General features: G+C 73.8%; 24 protein-coding genes. 9 read left to right on the forward strand and 15 right to left on the reverse strand.

Going from position 1 to position 25,093, the window contains the following annotated elements; all coding sequences use genetic code 11:
• Positions 1–48: 48 nt before the first annotated feature.
• The 3 genes from ACZ5GP_RS28465 (at position 49) to ACZ5GP_RS28475 (ending at position 4,399) form a co-directional block, all read left to right on the forward strand.
• Entirely contained in the window at positions 49–1,452 is a 1,404-nt protein-coding gene (locus tag ACZ5GP_RS28465) for an MFS transporter (RefSeq protein WP_468753542.1), read from the forward strand.
• A gap of 81 nt (positions 1,453–1,533) precedes the next feature.
• Positions 1,534–3,513 (forward strand): helix-turn-helix domain-containing protein, encoded by a 1,980-nt coding sequence (locus ACZ5GP_RS28470; protein ID WP_468753543.1) that lies wholly within the window; start codon positions 1,534–1,536, stop codon positions 3,511–3,513.
• 268 nt (positions 3,514–3,781) lie between these two features.
• Positions 3,782–4,399 carry a dienelactone hydrolase family protein gene (locus ACZ5GP_RS28475; protein WP_468753544.1) on the forward strand — a complete coding sequence of 206 codons (618 nt, stop codon included), beginning with the start codon at positions 3,782–3,784 and terminating at the stop codon, positions 4,397–4,399.
• Here ACZ5GP_RS28475 and ACZ5GP_RS28480 read toward each other — a convergent pair.
• Both ACZ5GP_RS28480 and ACZ5GP_RS28485 read right to left on the reverse strand, forming a co-directional pair.
• On the reverse strand, positions 4,320–5,306 hold the full coding sequence (locus ACZ5GP_RS28480) for a zinc-binding dehydrogenase (RefSeq protein WP_468753545.1): 987 nt from the start codon (positions 5,304–5,306) through the stop codon (positions 4,320–4,322). The genes ACZ5GP_RS28475 and ACZ5GP_RS28480 overlap by 80 nt on opposite strands.
• Before the next feature lie 135 nt (positions 5,307–5,441).
• Positions 5,442–6,356 (reverse strand): oxidoreductase, encoded by a 915-nt coding sequence (locus ACZ5GP_RS28485; RefSeq protein WP_468753546.1) that lies wholly within the window; start codon positions 6,354–6,356, stop codon positions 5,442–5,444.
• A 281-nt stretch (positions 6,357–6,637) separates the two neighbouring features.
• Here ACZ5GP_RS28485 and ACZ5GP_RS28490 point away from each other — a divergent pair, with 281 nt between their 5' ends.
• Both ACZ5GP_RS28490 and ACZ5GP_RS28495 read left to right on the forward strand, forming a co-directional pair.
• On the forward strand, positions 6,638–8,149 hold the full coding sequence (locus ACZ5GP_RS28490) for an FUSC family protein (protein ID WP_468753547.1): 1,512 nt from the start codon (positions 6,638–6,640) through the stop codon (positions 8,147–8,149).
• Positions 8,150–8,568: 419 nt separating this feature from the next.
• Entirely contained in the window at positions 8,569–9,606 is a 1,038-nt protein-coding gene (locus ACZ5GP_RS28495) for a lactonase family protein (protein WP_468753548.1), read from the forward strand.
• Between the two features lie 98 nt (positions 9,607–9,704).
• Here ACZ5GP_RS28495 and ACZ5GP_RS28500 read toward each other — a convergent pair whose 3' ends face one another.
• From ACZ5GP_RS28500 to ACZ5GP_RS28525, 6 genes are all read right to left on the reverse strand, one after another.
• The gene (locus ACZ5GP_RS28500; protein ID WP_468753549.1) at positions 9,705–10,649 is read right to left on the reverse strand and encodes a sirohydrochlorin chelatase; all 945 of its coding nucleotides are present in this window, start codon (positions 10,647–10,649) and stop codon (positions 9,705–9,707) included.
• A gap of 95 nt (positions 10,650–10,744) precedes the next feature.
• The gene (locus ACZ5GP_RS28505; RefSeq protein WP_468753550.1) at positions 10,745–11,725 is read right to left on the reverse strand and encodes a BadF/BadG/BcrA/BcrD ATPase family protein; all 981 of its coding nucleotides are present in this window, start codon (positions 11,723–11,725) and stop codon (positions 10,745–10,747) included.
• Positions 11,722–12,399 carry a uracil-DNA glycosylase gene (locus ACZ5GP_RS28510; protein WP_468753551.1) on the reverse strand — a complete coding sequence of 226 codons (678 nt, stop codon included), beginning with the start codon at positions 12,397–12,399 and terminating at the stop codon, positions 11,722–11,724. Before ACZ5GP_RS28510 ends, ACZ5GP_RS28505 begins: the two co-directional genes overlap by 4 nt.
• Before the next feature lie 33 nt (positions 12,400–12,432).
• Positions 12,433–13,518, reverse strand: coding sequence for a WD40/YVTN/BNR-like repeat-containing protein (locus ACZ5GP_RS28515; RefSeq protein ID WP_468753552.1), 1,086 nt, complete (start codon positions 13,516–13,518; stop codon positions 12,433–12,435).
• A gap of 104 nt (positions 13,519–13,622) precedes the next feature.
• Complete coding sequence (gene mmuM / locus ACZ5GP_RS28520; protein ID WP_468753553.1) at positions 13,623–14,528, reverse strand: homocysteine S-methyltransferase; 906 nt, start codon at positions 14,526–14,528, stop codon at positions 13,623–13,625.
• Between the two features lie 29 nt (positions 14,529–14,557).
• On the reverse strand, positions 14,558–14,821 hold the full coding sequence (locus ACZ5GP_RS28525) for a WhiB family transcriptional regulator (RefSeq protein WP_468753714.1): 264 nt from the start codon (positions 14,819–14,821) through the stop codon (positions 14,558–14,560).
• Between the two features lie 86 nt (positions 14,822–14,907).
• Between ACZ5GP_RS28525 and ACZ5GP_RS28530 the strand changes: the two genes are divergently transcribed.
• Complete coding sequence (locus ACZ5GP_RS28530) at positions 14,908–15,291, forward strand: VOC family protein (protein ID WP_468753554.1); 384 nt, start codon at positions 14,908–14,910, stop codon at positions 15,289–15,291.
• 45 nt (positions 15,292–15,336) lie between these two features.
• Here the strand turns inward: ACZ5GP_RS28530 and ACZ5GP_RS28535 are convergent, their stop codons facing one another.
• The gene (locus tag ACZ5GP_RS28535; protein WP_468753555.1) at positions 15,337–16,416 is read right to left on the reverse strand and encodes an NADH:flavin oxidoreductase/NADH oxidase; all 1,080 of its coding nucleotides are present in this window, start codon (positions 16,414–16,416) and stop codon (positions 15,337–15,339) included.
• A gap of 124 nt (positions 16,417–16,540) precedes the next feature.
• Between ACZ5GP_RS28535 and ACZ5GP_RS28540 the strand changes: the two genes are divergently transcribed.
• Positions 16,541–16,903, forward strand: a complete 363-nt coding sequence (locus ACZ5GP_RS28540) for a helix-turn-helix domain-containing protein (RefSeq protein ID WP_468753556.1) — start codon at positions 16,541–16,543, stop codon at positions 16,901–16,903.
• Positions 16,904–16,907: 4 nt separating this feature from the next.
• On the opposite strand, the gene ACZ5GP_RS28545 is transcribed toward ACZ5GP_RS28540, so the two are convergent.
• Both ACZ5GP_RS28545 and ACZ5GP_RS28550 read right to left on the reverse strand, forming a co-directional pair.
• Positions 16,908–18,266 (reverse strand): ferredoxin--NADP reductase domain-containing protein, encoded by a 1,359-nt coding sequence (locus tag ACZ5GP_RS28545; RefSeq protein WP_468753557.1) that lies wholly within the window; start codon positions 18,264–18,266, stop codon positions 16,908–16,910.
• 152 nt (positions 18,267–18,418) lie between these two features.
• Positions 18,419–19,105 (reverse strand): DUF305 domain-containing protein, encoded by a 687-nt coding sequence (locus ACZ5GP_RS28550; protein ID WP_468753558.1) that lies wholly within the window; start codon positions 19,103–19,105, stop codon positions 18,419–18,421.
• Between the two features lie 156 nt (positions 19,106–19,261).
• Here ACZ5GP_RS28550 and ACZ5GP_RS28555 point away from each other — a divergent pair, with 156 nt between their 5' ends.
• Positions 19,262–20,764 (forward strand): LVIVD repeat-containing protein, encoded by a 1,503-nt coding sequence (locus tag ACZ5GP_RS28555; protein WP_468753559.1) that lies wholly within the window; start codon positions 19,262–19,264, stop codon positions 20,762–20,764.
• On the opposite strand, the gene ACZ5GP_RS28560 is transcribed toward ACZ5GP_RS28555, so the two are convergent.
• From ACZ5GP_RS28560 to ACZ5GP_RS28570, 3 genes are all read right to left on the reverse strand, one after another.
• Positions 20,752–21,402 carry a TetR/AcrR family transcriptional regulator gene (locus ACZ5GP_RS28560; RefSeq protein WP_468753560.1) on the reverse strand — a complete coding sequence of 217 codons (651 nt, stop codon included), beginning with the start codon at positions 21,400–21,402 and terminating at the stop codon, positions 20,752–20,754. The genes ACZ5GP_RS28555 and ACZ5GP_RS28560 overlap by 13 nt on opposite strands.
• Before the next feature lie 222 nt (positions 21,403–21,624).
• Positions 21,625–22,311: a phosphatase PAP2 family protein gene (locus ACZ5GP_RS28565; RefSeq protein WP_468753561.1), complete on the reverse strand. Its 687-nt coding sequence runs from the start codon at positions 22,309–22,311 to the stop codon at positions 21,625–21,627.
• A gap of 57 nt (positions 22,312–22,368) precedes the next feature.
• A complete protein-coding gene (locus tag ACZ5GP_RS28570) occupies positions 22,369–23,304 on the reverse strand; it encodes a M56 family metallopeptidase (protein WP_468753562.1) in 936 nt (311 codons plus the stop codon).
• 374 nt (positions 23,305–23,678) lie between these two features.
• Here ACZ5GP_RS28570 and ACZ5GP_RS28575 point away from each other — a divergent pair, with 374 nt between their 5' ends.
• Positions 23,679–24,320, forward strand: a complete 642-nt coding sequence (locus ACZ5GP_RS28575) for an HAD family hydrolase (protein ID WP_468753563.1) — start codon at positions 23,679–23,681, stop codon at positions 24,318–24,320.
• Positions 24,321–24,440: 120 nt separating this feature from the next.
• Here the strand turns inward: ACZ5GP_RS28575 and ACZ5GP_RS28580 are convergent, their stop codons facing one another.
• On the reverse strand, positions 24,441–25,001 hold the full coding sequence (locus ACZ5GP_RS28580) for a DUF5134 domain-containing protein (RefSeq protein WP_468753564.1): 561 nt from the start codon (positions 24,999–25,001) through the stop codon (positions 24,441–24,443).
• Between the last annotated feature and the right edge of the window lie 92 nt (positions 25,002–25,093).

The following is a 25,093-nucleotide window of genomic DNA, read 5'->3' on the forward strand; positions in this document are numbered from 1 at the left end:
CCTGCGATCCTCCGCCCCCGTCCCCCCTCCCCCCGAAAGTGGTGACACATGCCCGACGCCCCGGCCGCCACCGGCCCCACCCCGCCAGGCCGCTCTCCCGGCATCGCCCGTATCGTCGGCGCGAGCCTGATCGGCACCACCATCGAGTGGTACGACTTCTTCCTCTACGGCTCCGCCGCCGCGCTGGTGTTCAACACCCTCTTCTTCCCCACCGTCGACCCCCTCATGGGCACCCTGATCGCCTTCGTCACCTACGCGATCGGCTTCGCCGCCCGGCCCATCGGCGGGGTGGTGTTCGGGCACTTCGGCGACAAGATCGGGCGCAAGAAGCTGCTCGTCGTCAGCCTGCTCATGATGGGCGGGGCCACCTTCGCCATGGGCCTGCTGCCCACCTACGACACCATCGGCGTCGGCGCGCCGATCCTGCTCACCGTGCTCCGCCTCGTCCAGGGGTTCGCGCTGGGCGGCGAATGGGGCGGCGCGGTCCTCATCGTCTCCGAGCACGGCGGCGACAAGCGGCGCGGCTTCTGGGCCTCCTGGCCGCAGGCCGGCGCCCCCGGCGGCAACCTCCTGGCCACCGGTGTCCTCGCCCTGCTCGCCGCGGTCCAGTCGGAGGAGGACTTCACCGCGTGGGGCTGGCGCATCCCGTTCCTGCTCTCCGGCGTCCTGGTCGTCGTCGGCCTGTGGATCCGCATCTCCGTCTCCGAGTCCCCCGTCTTCCTCGCCGCCAAGGCCAGGGCCGAGGCCGACGCCGCCCGCGGCATCAAGGAACAGCCGCCGGTGGTCGAGGTGTTCCGCCGCAGCCGGCGGGAGGTCCTGACCGCGATCGGCACCCGGTTCGGCGAGAACATCTCGTACTACATACTCACCGCCTTCCTCCTCGTCTACGTCACCAGCCACCTGGACCTGCCCAAGAGCACCGCGCTGAACGCCGTCCTGATCGCCTCGGCCGTCCACTTCGTCACGATCCCCCTGTGGGGCGCGCTCTCCGACCGGATCGGACGCAGGCCGGTCACCCTGATCGGCTCGGCCGGCATGGCGCTGTGGGCCTTCGCCTTCTTCGCCCTGCTCGACTCCAGGTCGTTCGCCGTCATCACCCTCGCGGTGACCGTCGGCCTGCTGCTGCACGGCGCCATGTACGGCCCCCAGGCCGCCTTCATCTCCGAGATGTTCGACACCAAGGTCCGCTACTCGGGCGCCTCCATGGGCTCCCAGCTCGCGTCCATCGTGGCCGGCGCCCCGGCACCGATCATCGCGGTCGAGCTGCTCAAGGAGTACGACTCCGCCGTCCCCGTGGCCCTGTACCTGTGCCTGGCCGCGGTCGTGACCACCCTCACCGTCGCCTTCGCCAGGGAGACCCGCGGCCGCGACCTCACCCTCGCCACGACGGCCGGCGCCCCGGTGCGCTCACGTCGGCGGACGCCCGCGCCCGCCGGCCCGGACAGGGGCTGACCGGACGCGCCCCCGGCCACACCGGAAAAGCCCCGGCCTCCCCGGGAAGACAGCCCCCGGGATGACCGAAGGAGTGCCATCATGAACACCGTGAAGGACCGCTCGTACCGCGCGGCGGCACACAGTGCGATGGTGGCCCTCGGACAACTGCTGACCCTGCTGGCCGCCGGCGCACCCGCCGAGCAGTTCACCCGCCCCTCGGGCGACGACGCCTCCACCGCACAGCTTCCGCCCGAGGAGCGGTCCCTCCTGGAGGACGCCACCAGGATCGCGCTGGACATCCGCCGCACCCTCGACCAGCACCGCAGACGCGAGGCCGAGCTGGCCGCGCTCTTCGACACCGCCGGCGACCTCGCCGCCCTGCGCGACCTGGACGCCGTGCTGCGCGCCATCGTCCACCGCGCCAGAACGCTGCTCGGCACCGACGCCGCCTACCTCACGCTCAACGACCCCGTCGCCCACGACACCTACATGCGGGTCACCGACGGCTCGGTCTCCGCCCGCTTCCAGCAGCTGCGCCTCGGCATGGGCGAGGGCCTGGGCGGACTCGTCGCCCAGACCGCCCGCCCCTACACCAGCGCCGACTACCGCACCGACTCCCGCTTCAAGCACACCCGGGCCATCGACGAAGCGGTCCTTGAGGAAGGGCTGCGGGGAATCCTCGGCGTGCCCCTGCGCGTCGGGACACGCGTCATCGGCGTGCTCTTCGCCGCCGACCGGACCACCCGCGACTTCCCGCCGGAAGCCATCGCCCTGCTCACCTCGCTCGCCGACCACGCCGCCGTGGCCATCGACGGCGCACGCATGCTGGAGGAGACCCGCTCCGCGCTGGTCGACCTCAACGCGGCCAACGAGAGGGCCCGGGCCCACAGCACGGCACTGCGCCGCGCCGCCGACGCCCACGACCGCCTCACCGACCTGGTCCTGCGCGGCGCGACCGTGGACGACCTGGTCCGCGAGATCGCCGCGCTGCTCGGCGGCGGCATCGCCCTGCACGACCCGGACGGCACGGAACTGGCCCGAGCCGGCACCGACCCCCTCATCCCCTCCCCGCGGGACATCACGGCCTCCCGCACCGGCGGCCGTGCCGTCCCGGTCGACGGCGCCTGGGTGTGCGCCGTGCTGGCCGGGCCGGAACTCCTCGGCAGCGTCACCCTGACCGGGCGCGCCGACCTGGCCGACGCCGACCGCCGCCTGTTCGAACGCGCCGCCCTGGTCGCCGCCCTCCTCCTGTTGTTGCGCCGCACTGTCGCCGAGGCCGAGGACCGCGTCCGGGGAGAGCTCCTCGACGACCTGCTCACCTGCCACCCGCCCGGCGGACGCCACGACAGCGGAAGCCTGGCGCTGCGCGCCCGCAGACTCGGCGTTAACCTCTCCCGGCCCCATGCCGTCCTCGCCCTGGACACCGACGGCGAACCGCGCTCGCACCTGTTCGCGGAAGCCGTGCGCGGCGCCCGCGCGCTGGGCGGGCTCGCGGGCGTCCACAACGGCCACATCGTCCTGCTCGTCCCGGCGTCGGACCCCGGCGCGCTCGCCGCCGCGCTCGCGGAGGACCTCGGCAAGGCCGCCGACGCGCCCGTCACCGTGGGCTCGGCGGGACCGGCCATGGGCCCCGAACAGCTCCCGGGCGCGTACACCGAGGCCGGCCGCTGCCTCAACGCCCTGCACGCCCTGGGCCGCACCGGGGACGGCAGCGACCTCGCGGGGCTGGGCTTCCTCGGTGTCCTGCTCGGCGACCGATCGGATCTCGACGGTTTCGTGCGGCGCTACCTCGGCCCTGTTCTCGCCTACGACCAGCAGCGCGGCACCGAGCTGGTCCGGACGCTCGACGCCTACTACGCGCAGGGCGCGAGCCTGTCCAAGGCGAAGGACGCCCTGCACGTGCACGTCAACACCGTCGTGCAGCGGCTGGACCGGGTCGCGCAGCTGCTCGGCGCCGACTGGAACGACCCCAGCAGCGCCCTCGAACTGCAACTGGCCCTGAAACTGCACCGCTTGAGCAGCCGCGAGGGCCACTCCCCGCACGGCGGCGGCCACCGGCCGATCCCGCCGGCCGCCTAGGTACCGCGCGGCGCCTCCCGGAAAGAGGGGGACCTGCGGTCGGCGGCGCACCGGGCCGCGAGCGGAGCAGGGCGGTATGGAGGGCACCGGCCTGGTGTTCATCGCGTGCATGACGCTCCTGGTGGCCACGGCGGGCGGCTACCTGCTCCGGTGCCCGAGGCGGAGGCCGACGGGGCGCGTCAGCCCCGGCCGGCGAGGCGATTGTCAGTGCCGGGGGTCATACTCCTGTGGCCGCGCCGCCCGGGTTCCGCGGCGCGAGGGGAGCGACATGGCAGAGGTGCTGGTTTTCCATCACGGACACGGACTGACGGACGGCGTCCGTGACTTCGCCGAGCGGCTGCGGGGGGCCGGGCACACCGTCCATGTCCCGGACCTGTTCGAGGGGCAGGTGTTCGACACCCTTCAGGGGGGCGTCGCCCACGCCGAGAAGGTCGGGTTCGGCACAGTCGTCGCGCGCGGGACCGCCACGGCCGATGAACTGGCCGCCGGGCTCGTCTACGTGGGGTTCTCTCTCGGCGTCCTGCCGGCGCAGAAGTTGGCCCAGACCCGCCCGGGCGCGAGGGGTGCGGTGTTGATCGAGGCGTGCGCCCCGGTCTCGGAGTTCGGCGGCGCCTGGCCCGACGAGGTCCCGGTCCAGGTCCACGGCATGGACGCGGACCCGTTCTTCGCCGGTGAGGGCGATGTGGCCGCGGCCCGCGCCCTCGTCGAGTCGGCGGCGGACGCCGAGTTGTTCCTCTACCCCGGCGACAGGCACCTGTTCAGTGACAGCAGCCTGCCCGCACACGACGAGTACGCCGCGACACGGCTCACTCGGCGAGTGCTCGACTTCCTCGACCGCATCGAGCCGGGGAGGCCGAGGACAGGGGGGCGGGCCCGGCGGGTGTGACGTCGAGGACGGCCTTGCCCCGCACGCGGCGGGCGACGAGGGCGTCGGCTGCTTCGGCGGCCCGCGTCCAGGGACCGCGCCAGCCGATCTGCGGGGCGAGCCGGCCGCTCTCCACCAGGTGGAGCAAGTAGGCGAGGTCGCTTCCGAACGGCGTGGTGACGTTGAAGTTCTCCAGCCGCCCACGCGCGCTGTTGGTGCGGGACTGCTCGAAGTCGATGACGGTCGCCTCCCCGGAGGCCTTCCCGACGGCCTGGACGACACCGTCGGGTTCGAGACGGTTGAACGCGTCGGCCAACTGGCTGCCGCCCACGTTGTCGATCACGCCGTACACGGGTTCCGAGAGTGCGGCCGGAGCCTGGACGATCTCTGCCGCGCCCAGCGCCGACAACCCCTGTGACCGGGCCGGGTCGCCGGCGCAGGCGATCACCTCCGCGCCCGCCAGAGCGGCGAGCCGGACGGCGAAGCGCCCCACACCGCCCGACGCGCCGGTGACGAGAACGCGCCGGCCGAGGACGGAACCCAGGCGGCGGACCGCCTGGAGGGCGGTGACCCCGGCGACGGGAAGCGCGCTCGCCGTACCGAGGTCGACGGCGTCCGGAACGACGGCCAGCTCGGCGGTGTCCACCGCGCGCAGCTGGGCCCATGCCCCGCTCCAGCCGAAGGACACCACCCGGGTTCCGGCGGGCGGGCCCGTTCCGTCACCGGCGGGCCGGACGACGACTCCCGCGGCGTCCCACCCGGGGACATGTCCGGGTCTGGTCTGCGGGGACCGGTAGACGATCTCGCCGAAGTTGAACGAGACCGAGGCGACTTCGATCAGAGCCTGCGCGGCGCTTGGTTCCGGCTCCGGGGCGTCACCGAGACGGAGCTGCCGGGGGGCGTCGGGATCGTGGACGAGGGCTTTCACGTCGGGGCCTTTCACAGCGAGGGCGAGGGGGAGAGGGCGCGGGCCCCGGACCACCCGCCGTGGGTGCCGGGAGTCCGGGGCGAGCCCGTGGGGTCCGGGGGCCAAGGGCCCGACAGGCCTCGGGGAAGGCTCAGGTCAGGCGTCGAGTACCGGGTAGTCGGTGTAGCCGTGGTGGTCACCGCCGTAGAACGTGGCCTTGTCGGCGACGTTGTACGGACCGCCGGCGCGGACGCGGGCGGGCAGGTCCGGGTTGGCCAGCCACTGCTCGGCCATGGCGATGGCGTCCGCCACCCCGTCCCGCAGCGCCTCGGCGCCGATCTCCGGAGTGCTCGGGAACGACTCCGCGGTGGGGTGCGGGCAGAGGATGAGCGTGCCGGGCCACTCGGCCCGGACGGCCCGGGTGATGTCGCGGGTGAGGATCTCGAAGACATGGAGGTAGGCGAGCGGGGTGGGCGCCAGGGCCCGCACCAGGGCCGTGTAGAGCCCGGCGGTGTCGCTCTCGGCCCCGGCCATGCCGTTGAACGTGATGCCGGGGGAGATCCGCAGACCGACCCGCTCCGGGCCGACCGCCTCGGCGACCGCCTCCACCACCTCGACGGTGAACCGGATCCGGGCGGCCACCGAGCCGCCGTAGCCGTCGGTTCTGCGGTTGGTGCCGTCCGCCAGGAACTGGTGCAGCAAAAAGCCGTTGGCGCCGTGCACTTCCACCCCCTCGAAGCCCGCCTCGACGGCGTTGCGGGCGGCCGAGACGAAGTCGTCGACCGTCCGGTCGATGTCCGCCCGGGTCATCTCCCGGGGCGTGGGATGGTCCAGCATGCCCTCCGGCGTGAACATCTGCTCACCGGAGGCGATCGGCGAAGGGGCGAGCGGCAGGGCGCCGTCGCGGTACAGGCTCGGGTGGCCGATCCGGCCGCAGTGCACCAGCTGGGCGAACATGCGCCCCCCGGCGGCGCGGACGGCGTCGGTCACGGCGCGCCAGGCCCGCACCTGCTCCGGCGTGTGCAGACCGGGCGTGAGCCCGTATCCCTGGCGACCGCCGCGTGCGCACATTCGCCGACATCGTCGTGGAGGTCACCCCGGCCCTCTCCCCGCCCGGCGGCCCCGTCCCGGTCCGGTCGCCCGGGCAGGGGGCCGGGCCGCTGTGATCCGTTGGCCTTCCTGCCGGGCGCCGCGGCGTACGTGATCTGGGCCATTGGCCCAGTCAAATCGCACCCGGTTGAGCCATGGAGGGTCCAGATGGTCTGATGGGTCTGTCGATGGCGCTGCGGGATCCTTCCGTGGCGCCTTTTTCATGTGGACAGGCGACAGCTCATGGAAGGGGCGGGCGGACCGTGCTGAAGAGGGTGTTCGTGGCGCCGGATCCGGGACGGGCGCGGTTGCGTTTCGCCTCGCGGGCCGTCGTCGGCATCGCGTCGGCGGTGGCCGTGTGCGGGCTGGCCGGGCATTCGCTCGTGCCGGCGATCGCCGGCGGGCTCGCCGCTCTGCTCGCCCTCTTCACCGTGTCCGACGCGACCGTGCGGGCGCAGGCGGTCACCACCGCGCTGCTGCCGGCCGTGGGTTTCCCCGTCCTCGCCCTGGCCGCCGTGCTGCACGACGTGCCCGTGGCCCGGGACGTCGCCTTCCTGGCCGTGATGGGCGCCGGCGTCTACGCGCGCCGGTGGGGGCCGCGCGGGCACTCGCTCGGGGTGTTCGGGTTCATGATGTACTTCGCGACGCAGTTCCTGCACACCGTGCCGGCCCAGCTCCCCGAGCTGTACGCCGCCGTCCTGGTGTCGCTGTGCGCCTCCTCCACCGTGCGGTTCGGCGCCTGGTGCTACGAGCGGCGGCTGCCGCCCCCCGTCCTGCCCGCCGCGCCCGCCGGCACCGGACTCGCCCGTACGACCACCCGCCAGGCGATCCAGGCCGTCGCCGGCGGCGCCTTCGCGCTGGCCGTCGGGCAGGTGCTGTCCGACCAGCGGTGGTACTGGGCCGTCGGCGCCACCTGGTGGGTGTTCGTGAACACCGCCTCCAGCGGGGAGACCCTCGTCCGCGGCTTCCGCCGGGTGCTCGGCACCGTGCTCGGCATCGCCCTCGGCCTCGTCGTCGCCGTGCCGCTGCACGGCGCGCCCGTCCCCTCCGCGATCATCGTCGCCGTCAGCGTCTTCGGGATCTTCTACACGGCGGCCGTGTCCTACACGTGGATGATGCTCGCCGTCACGGTCATGGTCGGCGTCCTCTACGGGCTGCTCGGCGTGCTGAACCCGGCCCTGCTCGCCCTGCGCGTCGCCGAGACCGGTGTCGGCGCGCTCGGCGCCGCCCTCGCCGTACTGCTGATCCTGCCCGTCACCACCCACGCCACCACCAACGCCTGGATCCAGCGCGCCCTGCGGTGCGTGCACGCCTGCACGGCGGAGGCGGCCGCACGGCTCGCCGGGTCCGAGTCGGCCGACCCCGCGCCCCGCGTCGCCGAACTGGAGCAGCTCCTCGGCCGGGTGCGCCTCTCGCTCGCTCCGCTCGTGCACCCGCTCAGCCCGCTGCGGGCCCGCAAGGAGCGCGCCCGCCAGGTGCTCCTGCTGCTCGACGACTGCGCCCGTCAGGTCCGCGGCCTGGCCTCGATCGCCGCCGACCCCGAGGCGTCGCACGACGACCGGCTCGCCGCCGCCTGCTGGCGCGTGGAGGTGGCGGTGGAGGCGCTCACCGGCCCGGCGGAGGGTGCGCGCGGCCGCCTGACCGGACCCGCGACCGTGCCCCACGGCTCCGTGGCCGAACCGGCGCTGGCCCATCTGCACGGCCTGGAGAAGGCCCTCGCCGAGCTGGCCGACCCCCTGCACAGCCCCACCCGGACGCCCCTCATGGGCGCCTGAACCCGCCTCGCCTCCCGGGCCCGGTTCCTGCCGGGTCCGGACATGGGAAGACCCCGGCTGGACGGGGGAGACCAGCCGGGGTCGTCGGTGGCGGCGTGCGGAGGGCGGTCGCCTCTCGGCGAAAGGCTCCATGGGGCTTCAGCCGGACGATCGTCCCCATGGGCTATGGGTGAGGCCCGGGGACACTGTCCCCTCCGCAGCCACACTTGAATGAACGGTGAACCACACGACATTGTTCCGGTCCACCGTCCCCCTCCACGGTGACCTGCGACACATGACCGCCGGACTCGTGCGAGGCGCGAACCGGGCACGGGACCGGTCGACGTGAGCGGCACCACCACCTGGTCTAGACCGGACTGCTAGCGTCGGCCGCACCAGCGGCGCCGGCCCCACGGCGTCCGGGTCGAGAGGGGACAGCAGTGGTCGACGGCAACCGCGCCGGACGGGCGTACATCGGATCCTTCACCGCGGCCGGCGGCCTCGGCGTCCTCACCGCCGCCGTCGACGAGGACACCGGCGCGCTGACCGTCCTCGGCGCCACGGATACGGTCCCCGACCCCTCCTACCTCGCCCTCTCGCCCACCGGTGACCTCCTCTACGCGGTGAGCGAGACCTCGGACGGCGCCCTCGCCGCGTACCGCGTCGAAGGGGACCTGCCCCGCCTCACCGGCCGCCCCGTGCCCGTCGGCTCGGCGCCCACCCACCTCGCCCTGTACGACGGCCACGTCCTCACCGCCAACTACGGCTCGGGCAGCGTCACCGCCGTCCCGCTGCGCGCCGACGGCGGCCTCGCCGACCCCGCGGGCGAACTCAGACACACCGGCTCCGGACCGCACCCGCAGCGCCAGCAGACCCCGCACGCCCACCAGGTCCTCGCGGACCCGAGCGGCCGCTGGGCGGTCAGCGTCGACCTCGGCACGGACTCCGTGCGCGTCTGCGCGCTCGGGGACGACGGCCTGACGCTGCACCGCGAAGTGGCGCTCCGCCCCGGCTCGGGGCCGCGCCACCTCGCCTTCCACCCGCGCGGCGACCGCGCGTACGTCCTCAACGAACTGACCCCGACCCTCACCGTCTGCGCCTGGGACGCCGACGCCGGCACGCTCAAGCCGCTCACCGAGGTCTCCCTCCTCGTCGACGTCCCGGACGGCGACAGCTACCCCTCGGAGGTCGTCGTCGCACCCGACGGGCGGTTCCTGTGGACCGCCACGCGCGGCGCGGACGTCATCTCCGTCCTCGCGCTCGACACGGCGGGCGAGGCGCCACGGCTCGCGGCGACCGTCCCCTGCGGCGGACACTGGCCCCGCGACCTGGCCCTCCACCCCGGCGGACGCTTCCTGTACGCCGCCAACGAGCGCTCCGGGGACGTCACCTGGTTCACCGTCGACCAGGGCACCGGCATCCCGCGCAGGGCCGGTTCGATCGCGGCACCGGCCGCCTCCTGCGTCATCTTCGACTGACGCGGCGGGTCGACACCCGGGTACGTGCGCATACGTACGTACGCCGATGGGCCCGCCCCCACATCGGGGCGGGCCCATCGGCGTACCGGTGCAGACGCTCAGTGCACGGGCGTCCCCGAAGGCTGCTGCGGGGTGATGCCCAGCGCCAGCGTGTATTTGGAGAGCGCCAGCTTGCCGATCGCCGGGTAGGCGCCGAGGGGCTCGGCCACCGAGCAGCCGGCCTCCTTGACGGCCACGTCGAGCAGACCGGGGTCCAGCTCGGGGCCGATCAGGTACGGGGCGAGCGCCAGCTGCGCCGAACCCGAACCGCGCAGCTGCTCGGCGGTCGCCGCGATGGCGCCCTCCTCGTCCAGCGCGGCGGCCATCACCGGCACCGCGAGGCGCGCGGCGAGCAGCATGCCGGTGATCCCGGCGGCCTGCACGGCCTCCTCGCCGCCGACCGTGGCGAGCACGATGCCGTCCGCCGCGGTGGCCACGGTGAACAGGCGGGCGCGGTCGGCGCGGGCGAGCCCGGCCTCCGACAGGCGCACGTGCAGCGCCTCCGCGAGCAGCGGGTGCGGGCCGAGCACATCGGTCAGCCCGGCGGCGGCACCGCTGTCCGCGACGGCCTGGCGGATGCGCTCGATCAGCGTGCTGTCCGGGCCGGCGAGCAGCGGCACGACGACCGCCACGGGGCCCTCGGGCTCACCCGTCTCGACGCCGGCGGCCCGCGCCCGCTCGAAGCGGGCGGCACGCTCGGCGCTCGCCTGCGCGAGCACGGAGCGCAGCGAGGGGAACTCGGGGAAGGACGTGACGGTGGCGTCCTGCGTACCGTCGACGTAACCGATTCTGGCGTCCAGGCCGGGCAGCTCGGAGCGGGCGATGCTCACGACTTCCTCGGCGAGACCGCGCGTGGTGATGCTGGGGGCGCCCGGCACGGCGAGGACCAGTGCGGGCGCGCCCTCAGGAGCCGCGACGGGCTCCGGACGGCGGTGCCGGCCCGGCTGACGGGGGCGCGGCATTCGTACGGGCAGGCCGGATGCGGGCCCAGTGGGGGAGCTCATGCGCCCGCATGCTACTGGCTTGTGTGCCCCCACTGTTCGGGGAGGGTACAGGTGGGCGGTATAAGTCCGTTTTTGTCTGATGAATTACGTAGAGGTCAACTGTCGCCTTCCTCGTGGACGGAAAGCATGCGCGCGTCGTACGGCAGTCGCAGCGTTCCCCGGGCGACATCGACCGCCACGCGCAGCGCGCCGTCCAGCGGGTCGCCGGCCGCCGGAACCTGCCGGGCGTGCGGCAGTTGACCGGCCAGCTCCTCGCGCAGCGGGCCGAGCAGCGGCTCCCCCACCTTGAACAGGCCGCCGGTGAGGGCCACTTCCCAGGCCCCTTCCGGTGGGCCGACGGCCGCCGCGGCCTCGGCGATGTGCCGCGCCGCGTCCCGCAGGATGCCGCCCGCCACGGTGTCGGCCGCCGCGCACCGCGCCACCTCGGGCGCGAAGGAGGCGAGGACCGCGGGCCGGTCCGCGCGCGAGTGGAGCAGAGACGGCAGCCCCGCCAGGGGGCCGAACCGCTCCTCGGCCCGCGCCCGCAGCTCCTGCGAGCCGCCCCGTCTGCCGTCGTAGGCCCGCATCGCCGCTTCGAGTCCGGCGCGGCCGATCCAGGCGCCGCCGCCGCAGTCGCCGAGCAACTGGCCCCAGCCGTCGGCGCGACGCCAGGCCGTGAGATCCGTGCCGAGCGCCACCACGCCGGTGCCCGCGGCGACGACCACTCCGGGACGATCGCCCAGCGCTCCCGCGTACGCGGTCACGGCGTCCGAGGCGAGCGCCACCCGCCGTACGCCCAGGGCCGCGGCGAGCGCGGCCGGCAGCTCCGCGCGCAGGCCGTCGCCGAGCGACGCCATCCCCGCGGCGCCGACGGCCGCGGCCGTGATCCGGCCGCCGCCCGCCCGCTCCAGCAACTCCCGCACCAGGGGCGCGAGCCGCGCCATGAAGTGACCGGCGTCGATGCCCCCGGCGCCGGCGCGCACCGGCTCGTCCGACCGCACCGGCCCGGCCCGGCGCGCACCGTCCGGCGCGGACAGGGCGGCCCGCAGTCCGGAGCCCCCCGAATCGACGCCCAGCACGAACGCCGTGTCCGTCACGGAAGCCGCCAGTCCACCGGCTCCGCGCCCTGGCGCACCAACAGGTCGTTGGCCCGACTGAAGGGCCGCGAGCCGAAGAAGCCCCGGTCCGCCGACATGGGGGAGGGGTGCGCGGACTCCACCGAGGGCAACTGCCCGAGCAGGGGCCGCAGATTGCGCGCGTCGCGGCCCCACAGGATCGACACCAGCGGTTTTCCGCGCGCGGCGAGCGCCCGTATCGCCTGCTCGGTGACCTCCTCCCAGCCCTTGCCGCGGTGCGCGGCCGGCTTGCGCGGGGCCGTGGTGAGCGCCCTGTTGAGGAGCAGGACTCCCTGTCGCGTCCACGGCGTCAGGTCGCCGTTCGACGGCGGGGGCAGCCCCAGGTCGTCACTCATCTCGCGGTAGATGTTGATGAGGCTGCCGGGCAGCGGCCGCACCTCGGGCGCGACCGAGAACGACAGCCCCACCGCGTGACCGGGCGTGGGATAGGGGTCCTGGCCGACGATCAGGACGCGGACGTCGTCGAAGGGCTGCTGGAACGCGCGCAGCACGTTCGCTCCCGCCGGCAGGTAGGTGCGTCCCGCGGCGATCTCCGCGCGCAGGAACTCGCCCATCCCGGCGATCCGTTCGGCCACCGGCTCCAGGGCCTTGGCCCAGCCGGCTTCGACGATCTCATGCAAGGGTCGTGGTGCCACGGCGTCACCCTACTGCCGTAACGGCGGCGTCGATCAACCGATGGCCGCGGCCCGCACGCACAGCACGTCCGGCAGGTGCGAGGCGAGCAGCCGCCAGCTGTCGCCGTCGTCCGCCGAGGCGTACAGCTCGCCGTTGCGGTTGCCGAAATAGATGCCCGCCGGGTCGGCTTCGTCGCTGCACATGGCGTCCCGCAGCACCGTGCCGTAATGGTCCTCCTGGGGCAGGCCGGCGGTCAGCGGCTCCCAGCTGCCGCCCGCGTCCGCCGTGCGGTAGACCCGGCAGCGCCGGTCGGCCGGGACCCGGTCGCTGTCGGCGGTGATCGGGAAGACGTACGCGGTGCCGCCCCGGTGGGGGTGCGCGACCACCGCGAAGCCGAAGTCGGAGGGCAGGCCCCCGCCGATGTCCGTCCACCGCCCGCCCCCGTCGTCGCTGCGGTACACACCCCAGTGGTTCTGCAGGTACAGCCGGTCCGGGTCGGCCGCGTCCCGCGCGACCTTGTGCACGCACTGCCCGAACTCCGGGTCGGGGTCCGGCAGGAACACCGCGGAGACGCCCCGGTTCGCCGGGGCCCAGCTCGCGCCGCCGTCCCGCGTGCGGAACACGCCCGCGGTGGACACCGCGACCGTCACCGCGCGGGCGTCGCGCGCGTCGGTCAGGACGGTGTGCAGCCCCTCGCCGCCACCGCCCGGCACCCACTGCGACCGGGTGGGGTGCTCCCACAGCGGGCGCACGAGCCCGAAGGTCTCGCCGCGGTCCTCCGAGCGGTACAACGCCGCCGGCTCGGTGCCCGCGTACACCACGTCGGGCTCCGCCGCCGCCGGGTGCAGCTGCCACACCCGCTCCAGCGACGCCCCGGTGTCCTTGGGGAACTTCACGGCGGGCTTCGCGGGCTCCGTCCAGGTCCGCCCGAGGTCGTCGGAGTGGAAGACGGACGGGCCCCAGTGCGCGCTGTCCCCGCCGACCAGCAGGCGCGGGGTGCGGCCCCGGGTGTCGATCGCGACGGAGTACACCGCCTGGGCGTTGAAGTACGGGCTGTCGTCGAACTCCCAGGCGCCACCGCGCCTGCGGCCGATGAACAGGCCCTTGCGGGTGCCTACGGTCAGAAGAAGCTCGGCCATGGCGGCCACCTCCGGACGTCGTTGTCTCAGGTACCGTCAGTGTGCACCCCGGCACTGACAGTCACTGTCCGACGCGGCGGCCCCGCAGGTCGGCGCCCGTTTCCTCAGGTCGCGGGCCCGGGCGGCGCCAGCTCCCGCGCGACCTCGGCGATCACCTCGGGGCCCACCCGGCAGCACCCGCCGACCAGCCGCGCCCCGGCCGCGCGCCAGCCGGCCACCCGGCCGGCGGCGAACCGCGCGGGGCCGCGCCAGGTCCGGGCCGCGGCGTCCCACGTCTCCCCGCTGTTGGGGTAGACCACGACGGGCTTGCCGGTGATGCGCGCGGCCGTGGCCACGGCCGTGTCGGCGTCCCGTGGATCGCAGCAGTTCACGCCGACCGCGATCACCTCGTCCGCGTCGGCGGCGAGCGCGAAGGCCTCGGCGAGCGGCTGACCCGCGCGCGTGTGCTCCCCCGCGACGCTGTACGACAGCCAGGCGGGCACGCCGAGACCGCGCACCGCACGCAGCAGCGCCCGCGCCTCGTCGGTGTCCGGGACCGTCTCGAGGGCGAGGACGTCGGGCCGTGCCGCCGCCAGGGTCTCCAGGCGGGGCCGGTGGAAGCGCTCCAGCTCGTCCACGGTGAGCCCGTACCGGCCCCGGTACTCCGAGCCGTCGGCGAGCATCGCGCCGTACGGGCCGGCCGACGCGGCCACCCACACCTCGCGGCCGAGCCCGGCTCCGGCGCGGCGGGCCAGCTCCACGCTCAGGCCCAGCAGTTCCGAGGTGCGGCGGGCGTCGATGCCGTGCCGCGCGAATCCCTCGTAAGTGGCCTGGTAGCTCGCGGTGATGGCCACCTCGGCGCCCGCCTCGTAGTACGCGCGGTGGGCGGCCTCGATCGCGGCGGGTTCGTCCGCGAGCAGCCGCGCCGACCACAGCGCGTCGCTCAGGTCGTGCCCGGCGGTCTCCAGCTGGTTGGCGAGGCCACCGTCGAGGACGACGGGGCGGCGGGTGAGGGCATCGGCGAGTCTCATCCCGCCGACGCTAGCCGAGGCACGGACGGTCAACGAGCGTGTGACGCGTCCGAGGTGAGCGCCCGCGACAGCCTCTTGCGCAGCGCCACCCGCTCCTCCTCGCAGGTGCCGCCCCACACGCCGGACGCCTGTCCGGTGCTGAGGGCGTACGCCAGGCACTCCCCGCTCACCGGGCAGCGGGCGCAGACCTCCTTGGCGGCGGCGATGTCGCGTACCGCGGGTCCTGTCGAGCCCACGGGAAAGAACAGTTCCGGGTCTTCTTCGGCACATGCGGCCGTTCGCATCCACTCCATGGTGGCGCGGGTGCCCATGGTCCGTATGGGGAAACAGGCGCGGCCCGCCACTGTTTGGCGGGTTCCGGCCGGGGGACCCGGACCCCATGACCGTTCACAAGCGCACCGTGCTCGTGCTCGACTGCTCGGAGCCCGAGCAGTTGGCGGAGTTCTACGCCGGACTGCTCGGCGCGGAGGTCCAGTTGAGCAAGGACCCCGACTACGTCGAGGTCACCAACGACACCGGGGTCTGCCTGGCCGTGCACCGGGAGCGGGACTACATCCCGCCGAGCTGGCCCCGCCCCGAGGACTCGCAGCAGGCGCACCTGAGGATCATGGTGGCCCGCCACGACATGGACGAGGCGGAGCGGGAGGCGATCGGCCTCGGCGCGCGTCCGGTGGACACCAAGAACAACAGTGGCCCCCGGGACACGCGGACGTACTCCGACCCGGCGGGCCACTCCTTCACGCTGGCGGCCATCCCCGAGTGATCCGCGCGGCGGGCCGCGCGGCGCCCGGAGGGACCGGTGGTGCGCTCAGACGGACCGGTGGTACTGGTCCGGCACGTGCACCTCGGCGCCGAGCTCGCGTCCGGCGCGCCGCGCCCACGAGGGGTCGCGCAGCAGTTCCCGGCCCAGCAGGACCGCGTCCGCCTCGCCGTTGGCGAGGATCTTCTCGGCCTGTGCCACCTCGGTGATCAGGCCGACCGCGGCGACCGCCAGCCCGGTCTCGCCCTTCACGCGCGCCGCGAACGGGACCTGGTAGCCGGGCTCGACGGGGATGCGCACGCCCGCCGCGTTGCCGCCGGTGGACACGTCGAGCAGGTCGATGCCGTGCTCCTTGAGGTCGGTCGCGAAGCGGACGGTGTCGTCGGCCGTCCAGCCGGCCTCCTGGAGCCAGTCGGTGGCGGAGATGCGGAAGAACAGGGGCTTGTCCTCGGGCCACACGGCCCGTACGGCGTCGACCACTTCCAGGGCGAAGCGGGTGCGGTTCTCGTACGAGCCGCCGTAGGCGTCGGTCCGCTTGTTGCTGTGCGGGGAGAGGAACTCGCCGATCAGGTAGCCGTGCGCGCCATGGATCTCGGCGACCTCGAAACCGGCGTCCAGCGAGCGCCGCGCGGCGTCGGCGAACTGCGCCACGATCTCGCGGATCTGCTCGACGGACAGCTCCGTCGGCACGGGGTGGCCCTCGTCGAAGGGGACCGGGCTCGGCGCGACGGGCTGCCAGCCGTACTCCTCCGGGCCCACCGGGGCGCCGCCCTTCCACGGGCGGCCGGTGGAGGCCTTGCGCCCGGCGTGGGCGATCTGGATGCCGGGGACGGTGCCCTGGCTCTTGAGGAAGGCCGTGATACGGCGGAACGCCTCGGTCTGGGAGTCGTTCCAGATGCCGAGGTCGTAGGGGCTGATGCGGCCCTCGGGGCTGACGGCGGTCGCCTCGACGATGATCAGGCCCGTGCCGCCGGCGGCACGGGCCGCGTAGTGCGCGAAGTGCCAGTCCTGCGGGGCGCCGGCGTCGGGCCCCTCGGGAAGCGCCGAGTACTGGCACATCGGGGGCATCCACACCCGGTTCGGGATCGTCAGCGATCGCAGGGTGTACGGCTCGAACAGGGCGCTCACGGCGGACTCCATTCCTCGCGGCTGGTCAACTGCTCGTACGATAGACCTCGTAGTACGGTGAATGTCAAACTACGATGTCTCTCGTACAATGGCGTCACGGAACACCGGACGAAGTGGAGCCGTCATGACGACCGCCGCCGCGAGCAGCAGGACGCTCGCCCACCCCGAGGCCGGGGACATCCGCCTCGAAGGGGTGCTGCACGCCCTCGCCGACCCCATGCGGATGCGGATCGTCCGGGATCTCGCCCGGGAGGAGGCGGTCGAACTGGCCTGTTCGCACTTCGACCTGCCCGTCACCAAGTCGACCAGCACGCACCACTTCCGGGTGCTGCGCGAGAGCGGGGTGATCCGGCAGATCTACCGGGGCACGGCCAAGCTGAGCGTGCTGCGCCGCGACGACCTGGACACGCTCTTCCCCGGCCTCCTCGACAGCGTCCTCGACGCGGCCACCCGCCAGGCGGACCGCCTCGGCGCCGACGGCGGCTGACCCGTCACCCCCGCGCCGCCCGCCGCAGCCCCGCCCAGTCCGGGATCTTCACCACGTCCCGGCCGAGCGAACGCCCCAGTTCGGCCTCCGCGCGCTCGATCGCCAGCCACCCCGGCCACTCCACCGGCCGCAGACCCGCGGCGAGCAGTCCCCCCAGGGGCTCCGCCGCGACGTCCCTGCGTACGAGATCGGGGGCGTCGTCGAGGAGGGAGCACACCGTCTCCTTGGCACACGGGCGGTTGGTGCCGATGACGCCGGTCGGGCCCCGCTTGATCCACCCGGCGACGTACTCGCCCGGTGACGGCGCCCCGCCCCGCAGCACCCGCCCGTCCGCGTGCGGCACCGTGCCCCGCTCCTCGTCGAACGGCAGCCCCTCCAGCGGAACCCCGCGGTACCCCACCGAGCGCAGCACCAACTGCGCCGGGATGTCCTCGCAGCGCCCTGTGCCGCTCACCCCGCCCCGGCCGTCCGGCAGCGTCCGCTCGAACCGCGCCCCGGCGACACGGCCCGTTGCCCCGGCCGTCAGCGCCACCGGCCGCAGGAAGAAGCGCAGCCGGATCCGCCGGGGCAGGCCCTGCGCGCGACGCTCCGCCCAGCCGCGCAGCACCTCCACGTTCCGGCGGCTCGCACCGGAGAGCCCCGAGGGGTCGGTGTAAGCGGGGTCGAGCGCCAACTCCGCCGGGTCCACGAGGACTTCGGTGTCCGGCAACGAGCCGAGCTCCCGCAGCTCCTTGGTGGTGAAACGCGCCTGTGAGGGGCCGCGCCGGCCCACCATGTGCACCTCGCGCACCCGGCTCCCGGCGAGGACGCCGAGCGCCGCGTCCGGCATGTCGGTGGGCAGCAGTTCGGTGACGCCGCGGGCCAGGATCCGGGCGACGTCCACCGCGACGTTCCCCACGCCGATGACGACCGCCGACTCCACGCCCCGTACGAAGCCGTCCTGCTCGAAACCGTCCGTCGGCACGTCCGGATGCGCGCTGTACCAGGACACGAACTCCGTCGCCGAGTGGCTGCCCGGCAGGTCCTCCCCGGGCACCCCCAGCCTGCGGTCGGCCGCCGCGCCGACGCAGTAGACCACCGCGTGGTAGAGCCCGAGGAGACGGGCCGGGGGCAGCGCGCCGGGGCCGATCTCCACGCCCCCGAGGAAGCGCACGCGGTCGTGTTCGAGGACCGTGCGCAGAGTGCTCTGCAAGGACTTGATCTTCTCGTGGTCCGGCGCGACGCCGTACCGCACGAGGCCGTAGGGGCAGGGGAGCCGGTCGAGGACGTCGACCCGCACGTCCGGCACGCGGTCCTGCTGGATGAGGGACTGCGCGGTGTACACCCCGCTGGGACCCGAACCGACCACGGCGACCTGCAGCACGGTGGTGCTCCCTCCGCGAGGTGACCGGCGGACGGTTTCAGGATCGCACCGGCGGTGCCCGCTGTCAGGACTGCGGGCCGCCGCCATCGGTCCTCACGAGTGCGGCCGGCTGCCGTCACGCCGCTCACGCGGCGGAGCCCGCGCCGGTTGTGTCAGCCCAGCTGCCGCATGCGGCCGATCTCGCTCGTCTGCTGCGCCACGACCTCGTTCGCCATCTCCTCGACCTGGACGTTGTTGCCCTCGGAGAGGACCTCCGTGGCCATGGTCACGGCGCCGTCGTGATGCGTGATCATCAGCTTCAGGAAGAGCCGGTCGAACGCCTTGCCCTTGGCGGCGCGCAACTGCGCGAGCTGCGCGTCGGTGGCCATCCCGGGCATCGCCGCGTGGTCGTGCCCCTGCCCGTGCCCGGTGTGTCCGCGCGGCCCGCCGTGGCTGTTGAGCCAGCGCTTCATGGCGCCGATCTCCGGCCGCTGGGCGGCGGCGATGCGGGACGCGAGCCGCTTCACCTGCCCTGACCCGGCCCGCCGCGGGGCGAGCCGGGTCATCGTCAGCGCCTGGCCGTGGTGCGTGATCATCATCTGCGTGTACGTGAAGTCGGCGGCGTTGGGGGTGTCGTCGTCGGCCCTTCTTCCGGCCGCCTCCTTCGCCGTCAGCTTCTTCGCGGTCTCGCCCGGCCTGCCGGGGGCGATCACCGAGGGGCCCGGCGACGCCTCGCGCCCGCCGCCGGACGCCGAGCCGCCGCCGGAGCCACAGCCCCCGAGTGCGAGGACCGCGGTCGTCATCAGTGCGGTGAGGGTGGACGTACGACGGCTGAGCAGCACAGCGACCTCCTGCGACACGCGGGCGGGTCTCGCCCTACCGGAACCGGAATGAGCTTCGGCGACCGCCGACTTTCGCGACGAACGCGGCGCCCTCTGTTGATCTGTGCATGATGAGCACGATACTGCGGGTGTCCGTGAACCGTTCCACTCGGAACGGCGACAAGGGAGGACGCAGTGACCCTGTTGAACAGATCCCGAACTGGACGCAGACGCCTGGGCGTCGGTGCCGCGGCGGCCGGACTCCTCGCCGCGCTGCTCACCGCGGCGCCCGCGGGAGCCACACCCGACCCCGGTGACGCCCCCGCCGCCCCCAAGAGCGTCTCCAAGAGCGACGCCGCCGCCGCACGCGAGGCGATCGAGCGCGGCGAGATACCGGCGCCGGACGAGGTGGTCCACTCGGCCAACATCGAGCACGTGGCCAACGTCCCCAAGGACGCGCTGCCCGGCACGAACACGGACATCGCCTTCCAGGGGAAGTACGCGTTCGCGGGCAACTACGACGGCTTCCGCATCTTCGACATCAGCAGGCCGGAGGAGCCGCGGACGGTCGCGCAGGTCCTGTGCCCGGGAGGCCAGAACGACGTCTCCGTCTCGGGCGACCTGCTCTTCCTCTCCACCGACTCTTCGCGCAGCGACAACTCCTGCAACAGCACCTCGCAGCCCGCCACGGAGAAATCCTCCTGGGAGGGCATGAAGATCTTCGACATCAGCGACAAGGCGAACCCCCGCTACGTCGCGGCCGTCGAGACCGCCTGCGGTTCCCACACGCACACGCTGGTGCCGGAGCGGCGCACCGTCTACGTGTACGTCTCCTCCTACTCGCCGAGCGCGAGCTTCCCCGACTGCCGGCCGCCGCACGACGGCATCTCGATCATCAAGGTGCCCCGCAGGGCCCCCGAGAAGGCCGCCGTGATCGACTTCCCCGTCCTCTTCCCCGGTGAGGGACCGGACGGCGGCGGCAACCCGGGCGGGCCCACCAACCCGGGTGTCTCCAAGACGACCGGCTGCCACGACATCACCGTGCTGCCCTCCAAGGACCTCGCCGCCGGCGCGTGCATGGGCGACGGCATCCTCCTGTCCATCGAGGACCCCGAGAAGCCGAGGGTCATCGACCAGGTCCAGGACAACAAGAACTTCGCGTTCTGGCACTCGGCGACCTTCAACCAGAAGGCCGACAAGGTCGTCTACACCGACGAGCTGGGCGGTGGCTCCGGAGCCACCTGCGACGCGGCCACCGGACCCGAGCGTGGTGCCAACGGCATCTACGACATCGTGGGCAAGGGCGACAAGCGCAAACTGGTCTTCAGGAGCTACTTCAAGATCCCGCGCCACCAGGCCGCCACCGAGAACTGCGTGGCCCACAACGGCTCGCTGATCCCCGTCAAGGGCAAGGACCTCATGGTCCAGGCCTGGTACCAGGGCGGCGTCTCCGTCTGGGACTTCACCGACTCGTCCAGGCCCCAGGAGATCGGGTACTTCGAGCGGGGCCCGCACACCACCGACAAGATCACGACGGCCGGTTCCTGGTCGGCGTACTACTACAACGGCCGTGTCTACTCCAATGACATCGCCATGGGGCTCGACGTCCTGAAGATCAACGACAAGCGGACGCACCCCGCACAGCGGGTCCGCCTGAGCGAGCTCAACGTCCAGACCCAGCCCGACTACTTCGACTGAGGCGACCGGAACGGCATCGTCGACGGTGTCCCGTCGGGCGGCAGGCCGCTCGGCGGGACACCCAGCCCCCACTCCAGGCCGTACCGCTCGAACAGTTCGGCCCGCAACGTCGGGAGCGGCATCGGCGCCCCCGGAATGAGCAGCGCGAAGACCGCGCCCATCAAAAGGGCGCGCAGCAGGGGATAGTCCTTGTCGACGTCGCCCGAGCCGTACCGCTCGACCGTCTCGCGCAGCAGCTCCGCCAGCCGCTGCTGCTCGGGACACCGCACGAAGCCCTCCGCCTGGAGGATTCCGGCCATATGCGTGCGCATGAGCAGCGGCTCCTCACACGCCAGGCCCAGGATCGCGTCGATGGCCCGCGCCAGCCGCTCCTCGCCGCCGGCGGGGACAGGCTCCCGCTCCAGGGCGGTCGCAAGGGTGCGGTGCATCAGCCGGTGCACCGCGGACTGCAGGAGCTGGCGCTTGCCGGGGAAGTAGTACGACACCAGACCGCGGGCGGCGCCCGCCCGGTCGGCGATGTCGCCGAGGGTCGTCGCCTCGTAGCCGCGCTCGCCGACCAGTTCGACCGTCGCCTGCAGCAGCCGCTCACGAGAACGTCTGCGCAATTCTTCATTGACCGAGGCGCTACGCGGGGACATGCTGTAACTCCTGCGTTGACTGGCTCCGAGCCAATATACTCAGCGCGTGCCGAGCCGGGACCCTCACGGGGTCCCGCGCCGGCGAACCGGCCTGGGAGCAGGCAGCACCGCGGGGGAGTGTTGCCTGCTCACAGGTGGTCTGCGCCGAGGCGCCCCGCACCCGGACGGCCCCCACATCGCCGACGGCGTCCGGCGCGTCACCCGACGAAGTGCGTGGGACGGTCAAGTGAGGCCTCGGCCATGCTTGCCCGGTCCTCGCGTGTACGTCGCGATGGCGAGCGCCACCGTCAGGCCGCCCAGCAGCCAGCCACCGAGTACGTCCGTCGCCCAGTGGACGCCGAGCCAGACCCGGGTCATCCCCACGCCGACCACGGACACCACGGCCAGGGCCACGCCGGCGCGCCACGGGGTGGGTCCCGCCCCGTGCAGCCGCAGCAGCCACAGGAGCAGGCCGCACACGACCGCCGCCGTCATCGCGTGGCCCGAGGGGAACGCCGCGTAGTGCGCGTGGTCCACCGGGTCCGGCCACACCGGGCGGGACCGGTCCACCGCCGCCTTGAGCGACTGCTGCACCACCGAGGCCACCAGGCAGGTCCCCATGAGCCACAGCGCGAGCCACCGCGCGCCGTGCACCACGAGCCGGACCGCCACCACCGCGCACAGCGCCCGCATCATCCATGGGTCCCATACCCAGTCGCTGAGGATCCGGCTGGTGCGCGTGATGGCCGGGTCGGCCACCGCCCAGCGGTGCGTGGTGCGCGCGATGTCGCCGTCCAGCGAGACCAGCGGGCCCCACTCCAGCTCCACCAGGAGCAGCAGCAGGAGGGCAGGCAGGCCGAACAGCGCGGCGGCGAGTGCCGCCCGGTGGGTGGCGGGTCGGGTGGGGGAGTCCAAGGGCGGGGGGTACATGGGGTGATCCTCGCCGCCGAGGCGGAGTGGAAACCCATCCGGCGCGCGGGGCGGCCGTCAGCCGAGCGCGCGCAGGCCGGGCACGAAGGTGACCAGGACGGGGACCACCGGCACGAGCGCGGCGGTCGCCGTCAGCCGGAGCCTGCGGGCGGGGGTCAGGCGCGGGCGGGCGGCGAGCAGCCGGTGCACGCGCTGCGGGACGTGCGCCTGCGGCGTCGGGCAGGGGCCGAACACCCCGCGGTCCTCGTTCAGCTCGACCAGCGCGAGCGCGATCGTCAGCCGCCCGAAGCGGCGCGAGGCCACGTCGTCGGCGGCCAGCTCCACCAGGCGGTGCATCTCGTCGCGGAACGCCGCGAACACCCGTACCTGCGGGAAACCCGCCGCCAGCGCGCCCGAGCAGTGCAGCAGCCAGTCGTGCCGGGCCTGCGCGTGCCCCTGCTCGTGGGCGAGGACGGCATCGAGCTGACGGCCCTTCAGGCGACGCAACGCGGCGGTCGTGAGGACCAGTTGGGGGGCCTGGCCGGGCAGCCACCAGGCGTCGGGGCGCTCGCCCTCCAGGACGACGAGGCGGTCGGCGCCCGGCTCCTCCCCGGGCAACAGCGGGGCGCGCAGGAGGAGTTCGGCCCGCCGTCCGGCCCGGCGGGAGCGGGCGAGGGCGATCTCCCGGGTCAGCATCGCCGCGGTCCATACCCCGCCGCACGCCAGCACCACGGCGGTGGCCGCCGCCCAGGGGCCCGGCGCCTGGAGCGCGTACGCCTCGACGACGGCGTGCGGCGCGGGAGCGAAGACATGGCCGCGCACGGCCTGCCACGCGGCGGCCGCGCTGAGCGTCATCGAGAGCGCGCAGCACAGCAGCACCGCCGCCACCACGCACTGCCAGACCCACAGGGCGACCACCGGTTCGCGCTCCGGCCAGTCGGTCCGGGCGAGCATCCGCGGGGCGACGACGGCGGTCAGGGCGCCCAGCAGCAACAGTGCGACGGGGACCATCATGGCGCCCAGCCTATGAGGCGGGGCTACCCAGGGGTATGGGCTGCCGCCTCAAGTGACGGACGCCACGGCCGATGTGGGCCGGCGCATGCCAAAGGCGCGTACGAAAGGTGCCCAGGAAAGGTGCCTACGAAAGGCACGTGCGAAAGGCGCTTACGAAAGGCACGTGCGAAAGGCGCTTACGAAAGGCACGTGCGAAAGGCGCTTACGAAAGGCGCTTACGAAAGGCGCTTACGAAAGGCGCGTGCGAGAGCGCATACGGGTCGCGCGTGAGAGCGTCCGAGAGCCGCCTGCGAAAAGGGCGCCGATCGGGTCCGTCCGCGCCGACGCCGAGTGGCGAGGGCCGCGCTGGCGCGCCGACGCCGTAGTGTCGGACGATGATCGAGACCATCGTGTTCGACGTGGGGGAGACCCTCACCAAGGACGACCGCCAGTGGGCGGCCTGGGCGGACTGGCTGCAGGTGCCGCGGCACACCGTCTCCGCGCTCGTCGGCGCCGTCGTCGCGCAGGGCGGGGACGGCCAGGACGCCCTGCGGCTCGTCAGCCCCGACATGGACATCGCCTCCGCCCACCAGGCGCGCGAGGCGGCGGGCCGGGGCGAGCACCTCGGGGAGGGCGACCTCTACCCCGATGTGCGCCCGGCCCTCGGCAGCCTGCACAAACTCGGGGTGCGCGTCGTCATCGCCGGCAACGGCACCGCGCGCGCCGCGGAACTGCTGCGCGACCTCGACCTGCCCGCCGACCTCATCGTCACCTCGGGGGACTGGGGTGTGGCCAAGCCGGACCCGGCCTTCTTCACGCGGGTGCTCGAAGTGGCGCAGGCAGGGCCGCGCGAGACGCTCTACGTCGGCGACCACCCCGCCCACGACGTCTTCCCCGCGAAACAGGCGGGGCTGCGCACCGCGCACATCCGGCGCGGGCCGTGGGGGCATCTGTGGGCGGACGACCCGTCGGTGGCCGACGCGGCGGACTGGCAGATCGGCAGCCTGACGGCGCTGCCCGCGCTGATCGGCCACTGACGTCGGCCACTGGATCCGACCGCTGACGCCGACCGCTGACGCCGGCCACTGGGTCCGGCCACTGGATCCGGCCGCAGGAGACGGCGCCCGGGAGCGGCCGAGGCGCGGGCGCCGTCCCGGTCACAGTGTCAGCAGCATCGCCAGCATGCCGATCCCCATCGACAGCCTGCACGCCAGCGCCAGCTCGGGCCGGTCCGCCCAGCCCAGGATGGCCGGGCCGCCGCCCTCGCCCGCCGCGGCCGTCCCCGCGGGGGCGAGCCGCGCGCCGGACCACAGGACGTACCCGGCGAAGTAGAGCAGGAGGACGCCGGTCACCGGCGGGAGGCCCGCGCCCGAGTGGCCCGCGTGCGCGCCGGGCGTCACGACCATCGCCACCGACATGTAGACCATGGCGAACGCGCCGATGAGGTGGTGGACGTGATGGCGGTTCGCCCGCGCCGCCCAGAGCGCGTGCAGTGCGGCCGCCCCGAACACCGCCGTGTAACCCAGCCAGGCCCAGCGCGGCGGTGCGACGACCGCCGCGGGCACGGCCATCACCGCCATGCCGAACCCCATGAGCGCCTCGCCGCCCGCCGTGCGGCGCTGTGCCTCGATCCGGCTGCGCATCCGCAGCAGACAGTAGGTCCCGGTCGCCGCGCACAGCGCGACGAGCAGCCAGGCGGCCTGCGTCGGTCCGTGCACCGCACACCTCCCCCTGAAGACGTGTCGTTCGGACCGATGCCCAGGCCGGGTACGCCCTACCCCGGCGCACGGGGGTGCGGGGGGAGCACAAG

The sequence above is a fragment of the Streptomyces sp. NPDC031466 genome (assembly GCF_055581265.1).